16 protein-coding genes and 1 tRNA gene are annotated in these 16,972 nt (G+C 68.4%); 12 read left to right on the top strand and 5 right to left on the bottom strand.

The annotated features are described in order from the left end of the window. Positions 1-107 precede the first annotated feature (107 nt). The 4 genes from SY84_RS06330 to SY84_RS06315 all read right to left on the bottom strand — a co-directional run bounded on the left by SY84_RS06330 (position 108) and on the right by SY84_RS06315 (position 4,598). On the bottom strand, positions 108-896 hold the full coding sequence (locus tag SY84_RS06330) for an IS5 family transposase (protein ID WP_046844987.1): 789 nt from the start codon (positions 894-896) through the stop codon (positions 108-110). A gap of 63 nt (positions 897-959) precedes the next feature. Further along, positions 960-1,547, bottom strand: a complete 588-nt coding sequence (locus tag SY84_RS06325; RefSeq protein WP_046843311.1) for a DUF4384 domain-containing protein — start codon at positions 1,545-1,547, stop codon at positions 960-962. Between the two features lie 248 nt (positions 1,548-1,795). Further along, positions 1,796-1,869 (bottom strand) — tRNA-Gln (locus SY84_RS06320). Positions 1,870-1,931: 62 nt separating this feature from the next. Further along, positions 1,932-4,598 carry a DEAD/DEAH box helicase gene (locus SY84_RS06315; protein ID WP_046843310.1) on the bottom strand — a complete coding sequence of 889 codons (2,667 nt, stop codon included), beginning with the start codon at positions 4,596-4,598 and terminating at the stop codon, positions 1,932-1,934. A gap of 87 nt (positions 4,599-4,685) precedes the next feature. On the opposite strand from SY84_RS06315, the gene SY84_RS06310 reads away from it, so the two are divergent. Next, on the top strand, positions 4,686-5,834 hold the full coding sequence (locus tag SY84_RS06310; protein WP_046843309.1) for a sensor histidine kinase: 1,149 nt from the start codon (positions 4,686-4,688) through the stop codon (positions 5,832-5,834). A 23-nt stretch (positions 5,835-5,857) separates the two neighbouring features. Here the strand turns inward: SY84_RS06310 and SY84_RS06305 are convergent, their stop codons facing one another. Continuing rightward, entirely contained in the window at positions 5,858-6,529 is a 672-nt protein-coding gene (locus SY84_RS06305) for a DUF4279 domain-containing protein (protein WP_046843308.1), read from the bottom strand. A gap of 364 nt (positions 6,530-6,893) precedes the next feature. Here SY84_RS06305 and SY84_RS06300 point away from each other — a divergent pair, with 364 nt between their 5' ends. The 11 genes from SY84_RS06300 to nuoK all read left to right on the top strand — a co-directional run bounded on the left by SY84_RS06300 (position 6,894) and on the right by nuoK (position 16,928). Then, positions 6,894-7,229 (top strand): NADH-quinone oxidoreductase subunit A, encoded by a 336-nt coding sequence (locus SY84_RS06300; protein WP_046844992.1) that lies wholly within the window; start codon positions 6,894-6,896, stop codon positions 7,227-7,229. 151 nt (positions 7,230-7,380) lie between these two features. Beyond that, on the top strand, positions 7,381-7,863 hold the full coding sequence (gene nuoB, locus SY84_RS06295; RefSeq protein WP_419177423.1) for an NADH-quinone oxidoreductase subunit NuoB: 483 nt from the start codon (positions 7,381-7,383) through the stop codon (positions 7,861-7,863). Further along, the gene (locus SY84_RS06290; RefSeq protein ID WP_256444713.1) at positions 7,851-8,558 is read left to right on the top strand and encodes an NADH-quinone oxidoreductase subunit C; all 708 of its coding nucleotides are present in this window, start codon (positions 7,851-7,853) and stop codon (positions 8,556-8,558) included. Before nuoB ends, SY84_RS06290 begins: the two co-directional genes overlap by 13 nt. A 148-nt stretch (positions 8,559-8,706) precedes the next feature. After that, a complete protein-coding gene (gene nuoD, locus SY84_RS06285) occupies positions 8,707-9,876 on the top strand; it encodes an NADH dehydrogenase (quinone) subunit D (protein ID WP_046844990.1) in 1,170 nt (389 codons plus the stop codon). A gap of 42 nt (positions 9,877-9,918) precedes the next feature. After that, positions 9,919-10,542, top strand: coding sequence for an NADH-quinone oxidoreductase subunit NuoE (nuoE, locus tag SY84_RS06280; protein WP_046843306.1), 624 nt, complete (start codon positions 9,919-9,921; stop codon positions 10,540-10,542). After that, the gene (gene nuoF, locus SY84_RS06275; protein WP_046843305.1) at positions 10,539-11,882 is read left to right on the top strand and encodes an NADH-quinone oxidoreductase subunit NuoF; all 1,344 of its coding nucleotides are present in this window, start codon (positions 10,539-10,541) and stop codon (positions 11,880-11,882) included. The genes nuoE and nuoF overlap by 4 nt, the downstream gene beginning before the upstream one ends. Positions 11,883-11,985: 103 nt before the next feature. Next, on the top strand, positions 11,986-14,157 hold the full coding sequence (nuoG, locus tag SY84_RS06270; RefSeq protein ID WP_046843304.1) for an NADH-quinone oxidoreductase subunit NuoG: 2,172 nt from the start codon (positions 11,986-11,988) through the stop codon (positions 14,155-14,157). Beyond that, on the top strand, positions 14,157-15,314 hold the full coding sequence (gene nuoH / locus SY84_RS06265) for an NADH-quinone oxidoreductase subunit NuoH (protein WP_046843303.1): 1,158 nt from the start codon (positions 14,157-14,159) through the stop codon (positions 15,312-15,314). The genes nuoG and nuoH overlap by 1 nt, the downstream gene beginning before the upstream one ends. A gap of 36 nt (positions 15,315-15,350) precedes the next feature. Further along, positions 15,351-15,890, top strand: a complete 540-nt coding sequence (gene nuoI / locus SY84_RS06260; protein WP_046843302.1) for an NADH-quinone oxidoreductase subunit NuoI — start codon at positions 15,351-15,353, stop codon at positions 15,888-15,890. A 115-nt stretch (positions 15,891-16,005) separates the two neighbouring features. Beyond that, positions 16,006-16,626 carry an NADH-quinone oxidoreductase subunit J gene (locus SY84_RS06255; RefSeq protein ID WP_046843301.1) on the top strand — a complete coding sequence of 207 codons (621 nt, stop codon included), beginning with the start codon at positions 16,006-16,008 and terminating at the stop codon, positions 16,624-16,626. After that, positions 16,626-16,928 (top strand): NADH-quinone oxidoreductase subunit NuoK, encoded by a 303-nt coding sequence (gene nuoK / locus SY84_RS06250; RefSeq protein WP_046843300.1) that lies wholly within the window; start codon positions 16,626-16,628, stop codon positions 16,926-16,928. Before SY84_RS06255 ends, nuoK begins: the two co-directional genes overlap by 1 nt. Positions 16,929-16,972 lie beyond the last annotated feature (44 nt).

Raw genomic sequence — 16,972 nt, 5'->3', positions numbered from 1 at the left:
TTCGCGCCTGCACGGACGGAAACGGGACCGACGAAACCGCGCCCCCCGCGTGAACTGGGGGACGCGCTGCCGGGTGCTGTCTGCTCTTAAAGCGTGTTTTAAAAGCTTTAGGCAGCGGGGTCAAGACGGCGCAACATGAGTCGAATGCTGGCGAGATAGCACCACGCTTCGGTGGTCTCTGGCCGCCCTTCGAAATCTCGGGTCAGGCGACGACAGCGGGTCAGCCAAGCCAAGCTACGCTCAACGACCCAGCGCCGTGGGCGGACAACGAAGCCTCGTTGTCCGCTGATGCCGTGAACGATCTCCACCACCCAGCCCAGGACCTTCTCGGCCCACGTCACCACTTCACCTAAGTAACCGCCATCCGCCCAGATGTGCTTCAGGCGCGGATGGCGTTTGGCGAGGATGCCCAGCAGGATCGGGGCTGCGACCCGATCCTGCACGCCACCCCCCGTCACATAGACCACCAGCAGCAGTCCAAGGGCGTCCACGACCAGATGCCGCTTGCGCCCATTGGTCTTCTTGCCCGCGTCCACACCGCGTATCCCCGCCTGTGGCGCACAGCGCACGGTCTGGGAGTCGATACTGCCCGCACTCGGCTCCGGATCGCGTTTGGCCTTGCGCCGTGTACGTCTGACCAGGAAGCGGTTCACCGCTTCCCACGTGCCGTCGTACTGAAACCGTCGGAAGTAGCCGTAGACGGTCTCCCAGGCTGGGAAATCATGAGGCAGATTGCGCCAGGCGCAGCCGTTTTGGAGTACATACATGATCGCGCACATCACCTCATACAGATCCACCGTGCGGGGTCGGCCCCCGGCCTTGCCAGTCGGCAACAACGGTTCGAGGCGTTTAAACTGCTGGCGGGTCAGGTCGCTGGTATACCGTTGTCGTCTCATCAACATCAGCGGGCCAGAACCTGGCCCGCTGCGCTGTCATTCAGGCACTTTTAAAACACGCTCTTAGCGGCCGACGCTGTAGCGGACGGTGTCGCTGGTCCAGTTCTGCTGCGGGACGGGCTGCTCGACGGGGTTCACGACGATGCTCAGCGCCTGCGCGAGGCCCGCCTGGGTCCTGGGCTGCACGGTGGCGAAGGTCTCGCCCTGGCGGTAGCTGCTGAGCTGGTCGAGGTTCAGCGGGGTGCGGCTGGCGATCACGAGGACCTTGTTGATGCCGCGCGGGCCGCTGATGTTGAACACGAAGTTGTCCCCCTGGGCCGGGAAGGTGCGGGTCTGCCCGGCGCGGACGTAGGCGCTGCTGCTCAGGCGGTTGGGGAGGATCTGGTCGGTGGTGCCGTCGGGGTTGATGTTGAACAGGTACACGTACGCGTCCTCGTTCACGGTGGTGCTGATGCTGATGCGGTCGCCGACGCGGTACACGGGGGTGCGGTCGCCGCTGGTATCGCGGTCCACCCAGACCTTCACGCTCAGGTCGGTGGGGACGGGGTTCACGATGATGCTCTGCGCGCTCAGTTTGGGCGCGGCGAGGGCGGGGGTGGCGGCACCGAGGATGGAAGCGGTCAGGGCGAGCAGCAGGGCGGGCTTCTTCATGGGGGCTCCAGGGGACGGGCCGGATCTCCGCCGCGCGGTGATTCTCGCCGTGCGGGAGTGCGTGGAGGCCGGGGGTGCTGTCCTGCCCTGAATAGTAAGGAAGGTCACCTGACGGGCGGTGAAGGCAGGCTGACTCAACATGAGCTCGAACGTGACGCGGCTCATGATCGGCCGATCAGAAACCGGCCTGCCGTAGTGGGGGAGATAGCAGAAGCGGCCCGCCGGATCGCTCCGGGGGCCGCTGGGTCTGGCAGGGATACTAGGATTCGAACCTAGACAAACAGATCCAAAATCTGTTGTGCTGCCATTACACCATATCCCTGTACTGCTGCCGAAACATGCGTTTCAGGCGGGTACGAGTATAGGGGTGCTCGGCGCCGCAGGTCAAGATACGGGTGTGGGCGCCGCCTCGATAACGGTCAGGCCCGCGAACTTCAGCAGCAGCCGCTTCTGGCCCACGCCGGGGAAGTACAGCAGCACCTCGCGCCGCTCGCCCTGATGGAAACCCTGCATGAACACGCCGTCGCCGAACTTCGGGTGCCGCAGCCGCAGCGGCTGGGTGGTGCTCACGGCGCGCTGCAACTCGCGGCTGGGGATGCCTAGGCGGGCGCTGACCTCCGGCAGGGACAGGCCGTGCAGGTCCAGCAGTTCGCGCGCCTGCGTGGGCCAGCTGGGCGGCAGCGCCGGAACGTCCGGCAACGGCGCGTGGTCCGGCCGTGTGGGCGGGAGGTCGTCCGCGTCGGGCACCGGGCCTTCCGCGGGGCGGACGGTCAGGCCCGGGACGCTCTGGAGGAACGCGCGGGTGGCGAGCTTGTCGGTGGGGCGCCGCTCGCCGCTGGGCAGCGTGGGTGAGAAGCAGCGGCTGACCGCGATGCACTCGAAGCACCCCTGCGCCTGCTGACAGCACGCCTTGCTCGTCAGGTCCAGCGCCCGCTGGAGCAGGTCGTCCATGTGCTCGAACGCCCGGCGGGCCACGCCCAGGCCGCCCAGCCAGTCGTCGTACAGGAAGAAGTACGTGTCGCGCCCCTCGCGGAACGCGCCCGCCAGGTCGTTCTCGTCGCACGCCACCCGCTCGGGCGTGACCTTCTGCAGCAGGTGCTTGAGGGTGTGCGCCACGGCGGTGGGCCGCTCGGTGGCGCGCGGGTCCACGCCGACCTCCAGCGCGCTCGTGCGGAAGGGCGGCAGTTCGGTGGGCTGCTCGTACAGGTGCTCGGAGAGCTTGTGGTCCTGCATGCGGTCCTGGATGCGGCCCCCGCAGCGGGCGCAGCTGCGCTCGGTCTCGCCCGGCTCGCGGTCGCAGCCCACGCAGACCCGCTCGAACACCTGCCGCAGCATCTGGTACCCGGTGTACCGCCGCCGGATGACGACCTCGCCGTGCCGGAACGCCAGCGGGCCGCGCCGCTCCCACTCGCCCATGCGGGCCGGGGTGACCTCGATGGCGTACAGGCCGCGCGTGAAGAGGTTCGCAGCGTCGTGCTTCTCGACCAGGATCGCGGTCCCGGCCGGGTGCTCCTCCCAGCGCAGCACCTTGTACCCCTGCCCGTCCAGGGTGAACACCGCGCCCTCGTGCTTCTCGGTCAGGGCGTAGTGCTGACTGGGGCTTTCCAACGGGGCGTCCAGCGCCCGCATGCCCTGCCGTTCCCACTCGGCGGCCTCGACCACCGCGAACTTCAGGCTGCCCTCGCCACGCAGGTTCCAGTAGCGCGGGCTGGGCTGCGCCTCGTGCGGGGCGGGCAGCCCGGCGGCCGTGAACTCGTCGTTCGCGCGGGCCGCGTGCCGCGGTGACAGGTACGGGTTGTGGGCCTCCACGACCGCCTTCTCGATCGGGCCGGTCAGCAGCTCCAGGAAGTTCCCCGCGTTGCTGTAGAACGCGTCCGCCGGTTGCGGCACGCCCTGCTCGTTCAGCGCCGGGAGGTACAGCACCAGCCCCGGCGCGATCCGCCCTGCCCGCCCCGCCATCTGCCGGAACGCCATGCGGCTTCCCGGGTAGCCGTCAATGATCACGACCTCCAGATCCCCGATGTCCACTCCGGCCTCCAGGGCGTTCGTGGCGAACATCACCCCGCTCCGGGCCCGGCGGAACTCCGACAGGCGGCCCTCGCGGTCACTCGTGCCCGCCATGTACAGGTGCGCCCGGCGCGCGTACTGCGGCTGCGCCCGGTACGTGGAGTACAGGCGCGCCGCCCGCGACCGCCCCCGGAAAAACGCCAGCACCTTCAGGTCGTACCGCTCGCTGGCATCCATCACCGCGTTCCAGAAGCGCCTCGGCTGCCCCCTGTGGTCCGCCAGCACGAACCGCTTGCCGTGCCGCGCCGCACCCGACTCGCTGACCTCCACAGCGTCCACGCCGGTCAGTTCCCGCGCGAACTCGGCGGGGTTCCCGATCGTCGCGGTGCTGAGGATCACCTGCGGGTTCGCGCCCAGCGCCCGCGCTAGCGCCAGCAGGCGGCGCAGCATCCCTGCCACCTCGCTCCCGAACCCACCCCGGTACGTATGCGCCTCGTCCAGCACCAGAAACGACAGGTTGCGCAGGAACTCCCGCACGCCCGGCTGCGTCAGCGACCAGTGCAGCTTGTCCGGCGTGGCCGTCACCATCCGCACGCCGGGCCGGAACACCGCCGACCCCTGCGCGCTGCCCTGGAACGCCGCCACCTCCCACGGGAACCCCCCGCGCTCGCGGAAGGCCAGCAGCTTGTCCCGCTGATCCTGCCCCAGCGCCACGAGCGGGTACACGAACAGCGCCGTCGCGCGCGGGTCCCGCTCCAGCCGGTCGAACACGCCGGGGAAGAACGCGCCGGTCTTGCCGCTCGCGGTGGGCGTCGTGATGATCACATGCTTCCCGTCCCGCATCAATTCGTACGTGCGCGCCTGATGCGCGAACACCTCCGGAAAGCCGAAGCCCCGCGTGACCGCGTCGCTCCAGCCCAGCCCCGACGCCGCCACCGTCCGCGCGTCCTGCGGCCACTCCTCGTGCAGGCGCGTCGCCCCGCTCCCCAGCGTGTCCCGCAGGAACCCCTCCAGACGGGCGAAGGGATAGCGGGCGGGCAGCATCCCCACAGTCTAGAGCCGCGCGCACACACGCAAGAGGGAAGCGCGTCACGGTCGCCCGCCCGCGCAGGGTAGACTGGACAGCAGTTCATGACGACTCCCGAACCGCCCACCGTGTTTGTCGTGACGTCCCAGGAAGCCCGCGCGCACGCGCTGCGGGCCCACCTGCCGCGCGTGAACGTCGTCCACGCCCCCCACGCCGAATTCCTGATGCGCGAATCGCACGTCACCATCCCCGACGTCGCCCTGCTGTACACCGACACCCCAGGCGTGCCCCTGCACCAGGTGCTGCCCATGCTCCGCCAGCGCGCCGAACTGGGCGGCACCCACTGGCTCGCCGTCGGTTCGCAGGGCCTGGGCGAGATGCTCGGCGCGGGCGCCGACGCCCTGATCAGCGACGCCACGCCCCCCGAGGCGCTGGCCCTGCAGGTCCGCGCCCTGCTGGGCCGCGCGCAGCAGTTCCGCGACACCCTGGGCCGCGTCGCCACCCTGCAGCGCCGCATGGACACCTGGGAGCACGAGGAACGCGTCCGCGACCAGCTCGTGCACATGCTCGTCCACGACCTGAAAAACCCCATCGCGGCCGTCATGGGCCTCCTGGAGATCGTGCAGGAAGACCCCCGCGTGCCCGAGGACAACCGCGAACTCCTGAAAGTCGCCCGGGACGAAACCCAGCACCTCCTGCACCTCACCGTGAACATGCTCGACGTCCGCAAGATCCAGGCGGGCAAGATGAACCTGAGGCGCGAACTGATGTTCACCCCCATGTTCCGCGAGGTCGTCGACCTCGCCCGTGGGGACGTCGGCAGCGGCCTGCGCGACCGGCACGTGCGCGTCGAGGTCGAACCCGACCTGAGCCCCGCCAGCGTCGACCCGGAAATCCTGCGGCGCGTCCTGGCGAACCTGATCAGCAACGCCCTGAAACACACCACCACCGGCGGCCTGATCGCCGTGGGGGTCAAGGGCACCCCCGACGCCGTGCAGGTCACCGTCCGCGACGACGGCGAGGGCATCCCCGCCGAGGACATCCCCAACCTGTTCGCCGCGTTCGAACAGTCCCGCCTGACCCTGCACGGCCGCTTCGACACCGGCATGGGCCTCGCGTTCTGCAAACTGGCCGTCGAGGAACACGGCGGGCAGATCTGGGTCGAATCCGAACGCGGCAAGGGCGCTGCGTTCTACTTCACGCTGCCGCTGGCGCAGGACGCCGAGGACGACGACTTCGTCGAACTGGTGTAAACGGGTAGGGGAGAGGCGGCCGCTCAGGGCACCTCGGCCAGGGCTGGACCACCGGCGTACAGGTCAATGTCCAGGCCCGCGTCGAGCGCCGCCAGTCGGCTCAGGTCGTCCCGCTCGATCGGCACGCCCCACATCTGTTTCGCGTAACCGCGGTACCCGACCGTCACGTTGACGTCGCAGGTGGCACCCAGCGCCCGGATGCGCGGCGCGGCCTCCTGCGTCAGGTCCAGCAGTCGCGTCAGCTTGTCCTCGAACTCGCCGGGGTGGTCACCTTCGGGGCAGAGGGTCCAGCGGGTGAACGTCCGGCGTGATGGCTTGCGTCCGGGTCGCGTCCATTTGTCCCCGACGCTCCAGGCGTCCGTGGGGTCCAGCCCGGTGGCACGGGTGATGTCTTCGGCCAGTAGGGTCTCGCTGACGATGGACAACGCCACCCGTGCGCGTGCTGAAGCTCGCGCGCCCAGGATGTCCCAGCCGTCCGGTGTGGCGCGCACCATGACCACGAGGAAGTAGTCCTCGCCCTGCGGCCTGAAGTGCACCTGATGCACGTCACCGTCCAGCACGACGCCGTGGACGCGCGGTTCGCCGTCGGTGTGTTCGAGAACGTGCGCGGCGAAGAACTGGGTGGTGGTGGCGCAGGTCGGTGAGCGGAGTTCTGCAAGGGCGGCCTGCTCGGCGGTCGGGCGGGGTGCGGGCATGTGTGATACGGATTCCGTCTGTTTCGTTCACAACCCGGAACCACACCGGGTTGCCAACTCCACGCCCGGAACCCGTTTGTCTCCTACTCGCTCCGCTCGGGTTGAAAGTTTTTGCAAACCTTTCAACCGGAGTCCATATGAGGACCATACCTGTGCCTGACGGGTGGGTGGTGGGCTGTTTGTGGCTGCGTGTCGTGTGAACCGTGATAAAACAGGGGCGTACCAACAGTTTTATGAAGCGCAGTTCGTTTCAGGACTTCTCTTTTTTTCCAGATCCTAGTGCCGTTTTTCACGAGCAGGTGGTGTGGAGGGCGGCGCAGACACAGAAAGGAGACCGACCATCGAATACGCCAACTTCGTCATCATGCTGCTCGTCGCGCTCGGCATCGGCATCGTCGCCGTCCTCGCCAGCGCCCTCCTCGGCCCCAAGAAGGCCAGCCGCACCAAACTCATGGCCTACGAGAGCGGGAACGACCCCGAACGCGGCGGCGTCGGCACCGGCCAGCGCTTCCCCGTCCACTTCTACCTCGTGGCCATGCTGTTCATCATCTTCGACATCGAAACCGCCTTCTTCTACCCCCTGGCCGTCGCCTACCAGAAACTCATCCCCTTCGCCTTCTTCGAGGCCATCACCTTCGTGCTCCTGCTGCTCGTCGGGTACGTCTACATCCTGAAGAAGAAGGTGTTGGAATGGGCCTGAGAGCAGTTGATAGGAGAAAGTTGATGGTTGATGGAGAGACACATGTTTTCCATCAACTATCGACTATCAACCATCTCTCCGCACCGGAGGTGCCCCCGTGCCGCTGAAGGAACTGTTCGAGAAGGACTGGCAGGAACTGGAGTCCGAGGGGATCCTGTTCTCCAGCCTGGAGAAACTGGTCGCGTGGGGGCGCAGCAACAGCCTGTGGCCCGCCACGTTCGGACTGGCGTGCTGCGCCATCGAGATGATGAGCAGCACAGACGGCCGCAACGACCTCGCCCGCTTCGGCAGCGAGGTGTTCCGCGCCTCTCCCCGGCAGGCGGACGTGATGATCGTCGCGGGCCGCCTGAGTAAGAAGATGGCGCCGGTCATGCGCCGCGTGTACGACCAGATGCCCGACCCGAAATGGGTGATCAGCATGGGCGCCTGCGCCAGTAGCGGGGGCATGTTCAACAACTACGCGATCGTGCAGAACGTGGACAGCGTCGTGCCGGTGGACATCTTCGTGCCCGGCTGCCCCCCGCGCCCCGAGGCGCTGATCTACGCCGTGATGCAGCTGCAGAAGAAGGTGCGCGGCGAGGCCTTCGACGGGCTGGGCCAGCAGCTGCCGATGGTGGACGCATGGACCCGCTGAAACCCGCCGACGCGAAACCCATGGGCCGCGAGGGCGTCGCGCAGTCCAGTACCAGCGCCGCGCCGGTCGTCCCGTCCCCGGTCCCGGTGACTCCAGCGGCTCCCAGCCGCGACGTCACCGGCCTGATCGCCCAGCTGGGCCTGACCGAGGACCACGCCGCCGAACCCACCGCCCTGGTCACGCCCGGCGACCTGCACCGCGCCGCGCAGGCCCTGAAAGACCACGGGTTCATGCTCATGGATACCGTCGGCATCGACTACAGCACGTACACCGAGGCCCGCCCGAAACGTTTCGCGGTGCTGCACAACCTCTACCATCCGCGCGACCACCGCCGCCTGTTCCTGCGCGTGTGGCTGGACGACGGCGAGACCCTGCCCAGCCTGTATCCCATCTGGCGCGCCGCGAACTACCTGGAGCGCGAGGTGTACGACCTGCTGGGCGTCACCTTCACCGGCCACCCGGACCTGCGCAAGGTCCTGACGCCCGACGACCTGGAAGGGCACCCGCTGCGCAAGGACTTCCCGCTGGGCGAGACGCCCACCTTGTTCCGCGACGGCCGCCACCTCGACCCGGCCGCGTTCCGCGCGGGCCTCACCGGACGCGACGCGGGCCTCACCGGGTACCGCGGCGAACTCCGCCGGGGACGCGGCGAGGACCGCCTGCCGCCCGTCATGCCGGAAGGAGGGCCCAAGTGATGTCGATGGTCGAAAGAACCCAGTTGATGGAACAGGCCCGCGAGGTCCTGCCGCTCCCCATCAACCATCACCCTTCACCCATCACCCTTACCGGAGGTGCGCGGTGACCACGGCACCTGAACGCCCCGGCGCGCTGCCCGAGGGGCAGATGCACACGCAGATCATGAGCCTGAACGTCGGCCCGCAGCACCCCAGTACGCACGGCGTGCTGCGACTCGTGGTGGACATGGACGGCGAGTACGTCGTGAAGGTCACCCCGCACATGGGGTACCTGCACACCGGTTTCGAGAAGACCTTCGAGAACCGCACGTACCAGCAGGGCGTCACGTACGCGCCCCGCACCGACTACCTGCACTCCTTCGGACATGAACTCGCGTACGTCCTCAGCGTCGAGAAACTGCTGCAGGCGGACGTGCCCGAGCGGGCCACCACCGTGCGCGTCATCCTGCACGAACTCGGGCGCATCCACAGCCACCTCGTGTTCGTCGGGACCGGCCTGCTCGACCTGGGCGCCCTGACGCCGTTCTTCTACGCCTTCCGCGAGAAGGAGGCCCTCCAGGACCTCTTCGAGGCCGTGTGCGGCTACCGCATGAACCAGGGGTACTTCCGCGTGGGCGGCCTGTCCCGCGACATCCCGGACGACTGGGCGCCCCGCGTGGAGAAGTTCCTCGACCAGATGGAACGCGGCGTCACCGAGTACACCACCCTGTTCGCGCAGAACCCCATCTTCCTCGACCGCGCCAAGGGGGTCGGCGTCATCCCGCCCGAGGTCGCCATCGACCTGGGCCTCACCGGACCCAACCTGCGCGCCAGCGGCGTGCCCCTCGACCACCGCAAGGACAACCCCTACTGCGGCTACGACACCTACGACTTCAACGTCATCACCAGCACCGACGGCGACAGTCTGGCGCGGTTCAACATGCGCCTCCTCGAATTCGGCGAGAGCATCAAGATCGTCCGCCAGGCCCTCAAGCGCCTCAAACCCGGCCCGGTCAAGGACCCCAACCGCAAGATCAGCCTCCCACCCCGCCACGAACTCGAAACGAGCATGGAAGCGGTCATCCACCACTTCAAGCTCGTCACGGAAGGCTTCCACCCGCCCACCGGCGAGGTGTACGTCCCCGTCGAGAGTGCGCGCGGCGAGGTCGGGTACTACATCGTCAGCGACGGCGGCAGCATGCCGTACCGCGTGAAGATCCGCGCGCCCAGCTTCGTGAACCTCCAGGCCCTCGAGTACGCCTGCGTCGGCGCGCAGTTCGCGGACCTCATCACGATCCTCGCCACCATCGACCCCGTGCTGGGCGACGTGGACCGCTGAGCGCGGCGCCCGACGCCCTCTCAATCAAGGAGTGCAGCCAATTTGAGTTACTTCGCTGAGAAACAACCACTGGTGGCGGATATTTTCAGCCGTTACCCGGATTCACCGCAGGGGCGCCGCTCGGCGCTGATGCCGCTGCTGCGCGAGGTGCAGGACGCGGAAGGCTTCGTGTCCGAATCTCGCATGGCGGAGATCGCGGCGCTGTGCGGCACGACGGCGACCGAGGTGCGGTCCGTGATGAGCTTCTACTCGACGTACCACACGCTCCCCACGGGGAAGTATCACCTGCAGGTGTGCAGCACGCTGATGTGCGCGCTGGCCGGGTCGGACGAGTTGTGGGATCACCTCGTGGAGACGCTGGACGTGCAGCCGGGCGAGGTCAGCGCGGACGGGCGGTTCAGCGTGCAGAAGGTCGAGTGCCTGGGCTCGTGCGGCACCGCGCCGATGATGCAGATCAACGACGACGGGTACTACGAGAACGTGGGGCCGGGCAAGTGCGCGCGGATTCTGGCGTCGCTGCGAAACGACTTGCAGCCGCTGCCGGACAACCCGGTGCCGGTGACGGTGGGCGCGGACGGACGGCAGGTGCTGGCGACCGGTCAGGCCATCGGATCCAGCGTGACGGGCCTGCACCGCCTGCCGGAACAGGCCGGGGGTGAGGCGTGACCGCCACGGCCCCCACCCCCCCGAAGCCGATCACGAGCGCGAAGGACCCGCGCTTCGCGCCGACGCTGTACGCGCACGTCGGGCAGGCAGACAGCTGGACGCTCGACTACTACCGCCGCAACGGCGGGTACGAACCGGTGAAACGCGCCTTCGCGATGGGCCCGGACGCCGTGATCGAGGAAGTGAAGAAGTCCGGCCTGCGCGGGCGCGGCGGGGCGGGCTTCGCGACCGGCCTGAAGTGGTCGTTCATGCCCCTCAAGGACGGCAAGCCGCACTACATCATCTGCAACGCGGACGAGTCCGAACCGGGTAGCTTCAAGGACCGCTACCTGCTCTCCGAGGACCCGCACCAGCTGATCGAGGGCATGATCATCGCGGGGTACGCCATGCGCGCCTCGGGGGGGTACATCTACATCCGCGGGGAGTACGTGCACGCCGCTGAGCGCGTCTGGGCCGCCATCCACGAGGCGCGCGAGGCCGGACTGCTGGGCCAGAACATCCTGGGCAGCGGCTTTGACTTCCAGCTGTACGTGCACCGCGGCGCCGGGGCGTACATCTGCGGCGAGGAAACCGCGCTGATGAACTCGCTGGAGGGCCTGCGCGCCAACCCGCGCCTCAAGCCCCCCTTCCCGGCCGCGGCGGGCCTGTACGGCCTGCCCACCACCATCAACAACGTCGAGACCTTCTGTGCCGCCACGCAGATCCTGCGGTACGGCGCGGACTGGCACGCGGGCATGGGCACCGAGAAGAGCAAGGGCATGAAACTCTTCCAGATCAGCGGCCCGGTCGCGCGGCCCGGCGTGTACGAACTGCCGCTAGGCACCACCTTCCGCGAACTCATCTACGACTGGGCGGGCGGTCCCCTGGAGGAGATGAAGGCCATCATTCCCGGCGGGAGCAGCTGCCCCATGCTGCCCTGGACGGACGCGGTCCTCGACACGCCCATGGACTACGAGGCCGTCGCGGCTGCCGGCAGCATGCTGGGCACCGGCGGCGTCACGCTGATCCCGAAGGCGGACTGCATCGTGAACGCCACCTGGAACCTCGTGCGCTTCTACGGCCACGAGAGCTGCGGGAAGTGCACGCCGTGCCGCGAGGGCATCAGCTCCTGGATGACCCGCATGTACCAGAAACTCGTCACCGGACGCGGCCAGCCCGGCGACGTGCAGCTCATCCTGGACATGAGTGACAACATCGGCGGCCGCTCCTTCTGCGCGCTGGCCGACGCCTGCCTCGGCCCGGTCCTGAGCAGCATCAAACACTTCCGCGAGGAATACGACGCGCTGGCCACCACCCAGCAGCCCCTGTACCCCGCGCGCAGGCGCTGGAAGGACAGCTGATGAGGATAGTCGATAGAGGATGGTTGATGGAGAGGGCGCGGCGTGATGGGTGTTCCATCATCCATCAACCATCACCCATCAACATCCGCCGTGAGGTGCGGAAATGAAAGTTCATGTCGATGGAATCGAAGTCGAGCTCCCGGCGGGAACCAGCGCCATTGACGCGGTGTTCCAGTCGGGGGGGGACGTGCCGTACTTCTGCGCGCACAAGTACCTCTCGCCGGTGGGCGCGTGCCGGATGTGCCTCGTGGAGTCGGGCTCGCCCCGGAAGAACCCGGACGGGTCGTTCGTGATGGAAGGGGAGGGGGACGCGGCGACGCCGAAGATCTTCTGGTTCCCCAAGCCCATGGCGTCCTGTACCATGCAGGCGACCGAGGGCATGCACATCCGCACCGCGAAAACGTCAGAGGTCGTGGCGAAGGCGCAGGCGGGCATGATGGAGTTCACGCTCCTGAACCACCCGCTGGACTGCCCCACCTGCGACAAGGGCGGCGCGTGCGAGCTGCAGGACCGCGCGTTCGAGTACGGGTACGGCGCGAGCCGCTTCGGCTTCGACCGCCGGCACGCGGAGAAGCACTACCCGCTGTCTGATTTCGTGATTCTGGATCAGGAGCGCTGCATTCACTGCAAGCGCTGCGTGCGCTACTTCGAGGAGGTGCCGGGCCAGGAGGTGCTGGACTTCATCGAGCGCGGCGGTCACACGTTCATCGACACGCAGGAGGGCGGGCTGCCCACGGGCTTCAGCGGGAACATCACGGACATCTGCCCGGTGGGGGCGCTGCTGGACAACGTGGCGCGCTTCCGGGGCCGCAACTGGGAGTACGACCACACGCCCACCACCTGCACGCTGTGCCCGGTCGGGTGCTCGATCACGGTGGACGCCCGCAACGGCCGCCTGGAGCGCATCGTGGCGGGCGAGAACCGCGACGTGAACGAGGCGTGGATCTGCGACGCGGGCCGCTTCGGGCACCCGTTCGCCAGCGAGGAACGCCTGCCCACCCCCCTCATCCGCAATGAGGACGGCGCGCTGGTCCCCGCCACCTGGGACGAGGCGATCACCGCGATCAACCGCGGGCTGCTGGGCCTGCCGCTGGCGGACCTGGGCCTGTTCGTGGGCGCGGACGCCACGCTGGAGGAGGGCGCGGCCCTGTCGGCCCTGGCGGACGCCCTGAACGCCCGGCACGTGGATCACTTCCCGCGCCACTCGGTGTTCATCGCGCCGACCGCCACCCTGACGGACGTGGCGACCGCCGACGCCGTCGTCGTGCTGGGCGCCGACCTGGGCGAGGAAGCGCCGGTGCTGGAACTGCGCATCCTGGAGATGCTGCGCGGCGGCCTGCTCCCGGCCGAGTTCGCGCACGGCACCGCGATTGCCGACCTGCGCCTCGTGGAACGTCCCGCCCGCCGCCCCGAGCGGCTGGCCGTGATCGGCGGCGAGTCGCGCCTGTGGGGGCACGCCGGGCACCGCGTCAGCGCGAACGGTGAGAACGCCCTGACCCGCCTCGCCCACCCGGATACCGACGACCTGAAGGCCGTGCGCGCCCTGCTGGACGGCGCCGAGCGCCCTGTGCTGATTCTGGGTGCGGACGCCCTGCGCGGCGCGAGCGGCTCGGCGGCCTCACTGCTGGCGGACCTCGCCTCGCGCACCGGGGCGAAGGTCATCGCCATTCCTGCCGGGCCGAACAGCAACGGCCTGGCCGCGCTGAACCTCGTACCCCGCGCGGGTGGGATGGGCATTGAGCGCCTTGGCGAGGTGCCCGCCGCCTTCATCAGCCGCCTGGACCCCGGCACGCGCGCGGCGGGCTTCACGGTCGTGCACGACACGCACCTGACCGCCACCGCCCAGCTGGCGGACGTGGTCCTGCCCGCCGTCACGAACTACGAGAAGCGCGGCACCGTGCAGAACCTCGAAGGTCGCCTGCTGCCCCTGAATCCCGCCGCGATCCAGAGCGGCGAGGCCGCCGACCTGATCCGCACCCTGACCGCCCTGGCCGAGGCGCTGGGCGTGAAGGCCCCCGCGCGCGGGCAGCGCGGCGCGCAGACCCTGCTGATGGGAAGCGTCGGCGTGAACACCGCCGGGATTCAGGCGGGTGGCGCGCTGCACACCTTCGCCCGCACGTTCGTGGCTCCCGCCGCGCCCCACACGCCAGAACTCTGGACCGAGCGCATGCGCTCCCGTGACCGCGACTGGGTCGAGCGCATCCACGACCTCGTGGAGGGCGGCTGGACGCTGCCGGTCGCGCCGGCGGCCCCTCAACCCGGAGGGGACGACTGATGCCCGACTGGCTTGCCACCCTGCTCATCTCGCTGCTCAAGGCCGTGCTGGTCGTCCTGGGGCTGCTGACCACCTTCGCGTATATGACCCTGATCGAGCGGCGCCTGCTGGGCCGCATGCAGCTGCGACCCGGCCCGAACCGCGTGGGCCCCATGGGACTGCTGCAACCCGCCGCGGACGCCATCAAGAGCATCTTCAAGGAGGACGTCACCGTCACCCTGGCCGACAAGCTCGTGTACACCCTGGCGCCCATCGTCGCCATCGGTATGGCCCTGACCGCCTTCGGCGGTCTGCCCGCCGGACCCGCCGGGAGCCTGTTCGGCGAGAACCCCTGGGTGTACAACCTCGACACCGGCATCCTGGCGCTGCTGGCCCTGACCAGCATGGGCGTGTACGGCATCTTCCTGGGCGGCTGGGCGTCGGGCAGCAAGTACCCGATCCTGGGCGGCCTGCGCAGCAGCGCGCAGATGATCAGCTACGAACTCGGCATGGGCCTGAGCCTGCTGGGCCTGCTGATGATCGTCGGCACCACCTCCTTTCACGGCATCGTGGGCTGGCAGGCGCAGAACGGCTGGATGATCCTCTTCCAGTCGCTGGGCTTCGTGCTGTTCCTGATCTCGTCCTTCGCGGAAACCAACCGCACGCCCTTCGACCTGCCGGAAGCCGAACAGGAGATCGTCGCCGGGTACCTCACCGAGTACAGCGCGATCAAGTGGGCGCTGTTCCAGATGGCCGAGTACGTGAACATGATCACCGCGTCCGCCGTCATGGCCACCCTGTTCTTCGGTGGATGGAAGGGCCCGCAGTTCCTCAACGGCCTGATCCCCGGGATTTCGGACTGGCCGCTGATCTGGCTGATCGTGAAGATCGCGTTCTTCCTGTTCCTGTTCATCTGGGTGCGCGCCACCCTCCCGAGACTGCGCTACGACCAGCTGATGCGCTTCGGCTGGAAACTCGTCCTCCCGCTGGCGCTGGCCAACACCGTCATGACCGCCGCGTTTCTCGCGTTCCGCGGCTCGGGCGGCCTGTGGTTCCTGGGCGTCCTCAGCCTCGCGGGCGTGCTCGCGCTGCTCGTCATGAGCGACCGCGTCCGCACCCTGTGGAACCAGCCCAGCATCCACCCCGAAGGTGACATCGTCCGCGCCGGAGGCGACTGATGCGCGCCTCCCCTCACCCCTCCACAGGAGCCAACCATGGGCGTTCTTGAAATTGCCAAGGGCATGGGCGTCACGCTGGGGAAACTGTTCCAGAAACCCGTGACGGTCAGTTACCCCGAACAGCGCGCCACGCTGCAACCCCGCTTCCGCGGGCGGCACATCCTGACCCGCCACCCCGGCACGAATCTGGAAAAGTGCATCGGCTGCTCGCTGTGCGCCGCCGCCTGCCCCGCCTACGCCATCTACGTGGAGGCGGCCGAGAACGACCCGGCCGCGCCCGTGTCGCCCGGCGAGCGCTACGCGAAGGTGTACGAGATCAACATGCTGCGCTGCATCTTCTGCGGCATGTGCGAGGAAGCCTGCCCGACCGGCGCGGTCGTGCTGGGCAACGAGTTCGAGATGGCCGACTACCGGTACCGCGACTTCGTGTATGCCAAGGAGGACATGCTCGTCGGCGTGACTGGCAGCGTCCCGCAGCGCCGCGAGGCCGAGCGGAAGGGTAAACCTGTCCGCCTGGGCTTCCAGCTCGACGGCGGGCAGCCCCGCGCGGAACTGGAAGGGGTGACGTACCAGTGAGAGTCGATGGTCGATGGTTGAAAGTTGACGGTTGTCCTGCGCCCCGCGCCCCGCGCCCCGCGTTCCTCCCACTGCCCACTCCCCACACCCCACTCCCCGTGGCCGGAGGCCGCCCATGATGCTGGGGTTCATCCTGCTGGGCGCACTGGCCATCGTGGGCGGCGTGATCACCATTGCCGCGAGGAACGCGGTGCACGCGTCACTGGGGCTGGTGGGGACGCTGCTGTGCGTGGCGGGCCTGTTCGCCACGCTGAACGCGTCGTTCCTGGCCGCAACGCAGGTGATCGTGTACGCGGGCGCCGTGATGGTGCTGTTCCTGTTCGTGATCATGCTCCTGAACGCCAACCAGCCAGTCACGGAACGCGACCCGGTGCCGTACGTGCGCGAACTCGCCGGGATCGGCGGGACGCTGCTGGCCGGGGCGTTCGTGGTGCTGGCCTTCACGTACAAGGACCCGCGCCCGCTGGCCGAGGGGGCCGAGGCGCTGCGGGGCGGGTCCGCGCTGGTGATGGGGGAGACCCTCCTGACGCGGTTCCTGCTGCCCTTCGAGGCGGTGAGCATCCTGCTGCTGGTGGCGATTGTGGGCGCGGTGGCACTCGTGCAGCGTCCGGCCGCGCAGCCGGACGGCGTGCCGGACGAGCTGGAGGAACCAGTGAGGACCCCGCGTGAGGAACGGGTTGCCGCGCCGAGCGGGGCCGCCCCGGCGCTGATGTCAGAAGGGGAGGTGCGTGCCTGATGGTCCCCACCACCTTCTACCTGGGCCTGTCCGGGATCCTGTTCGCGCTGGGCATGATCGGCGTGCTGACCCGCCGCACGGCGATCATGGTGTTCCTGTCGGTGGAACTGATGCTGAACGCCGCGAACCTCGCGCTGGTGGCGTTCGCGCGGTCGTGGGGCGATCCGACCGGGCAGACGGCCGTGTTCATCGTGATGACGCTGGCCGCCGCCGAGGTGGCGATCGGGCTGGCGATCATCGTCGCGATCTTCCGTAAACGCGAGACCACGAACGTGGACGATCTCGCGGCGTTGAAAGGCTGAGTGGCAACCTGTGGATAGTCTTCCTGCTCTGTACCTGCTGCCCC

Origin of the sequence: Deinococcus soli (ex Cha et al. 2016) (genome assembly GCF_001007995.1) — a bacterium.
Lineage (GTDB): Bacteria > Deinococcota > Deinococci > Deinococcales > Deinococcaceae > Deinococcus > Deinococcus soli.
Note: the sequence above shows the minus strand (reverse complement) of the source record. Positions and strands in the feature narration are given on the sequence as shown.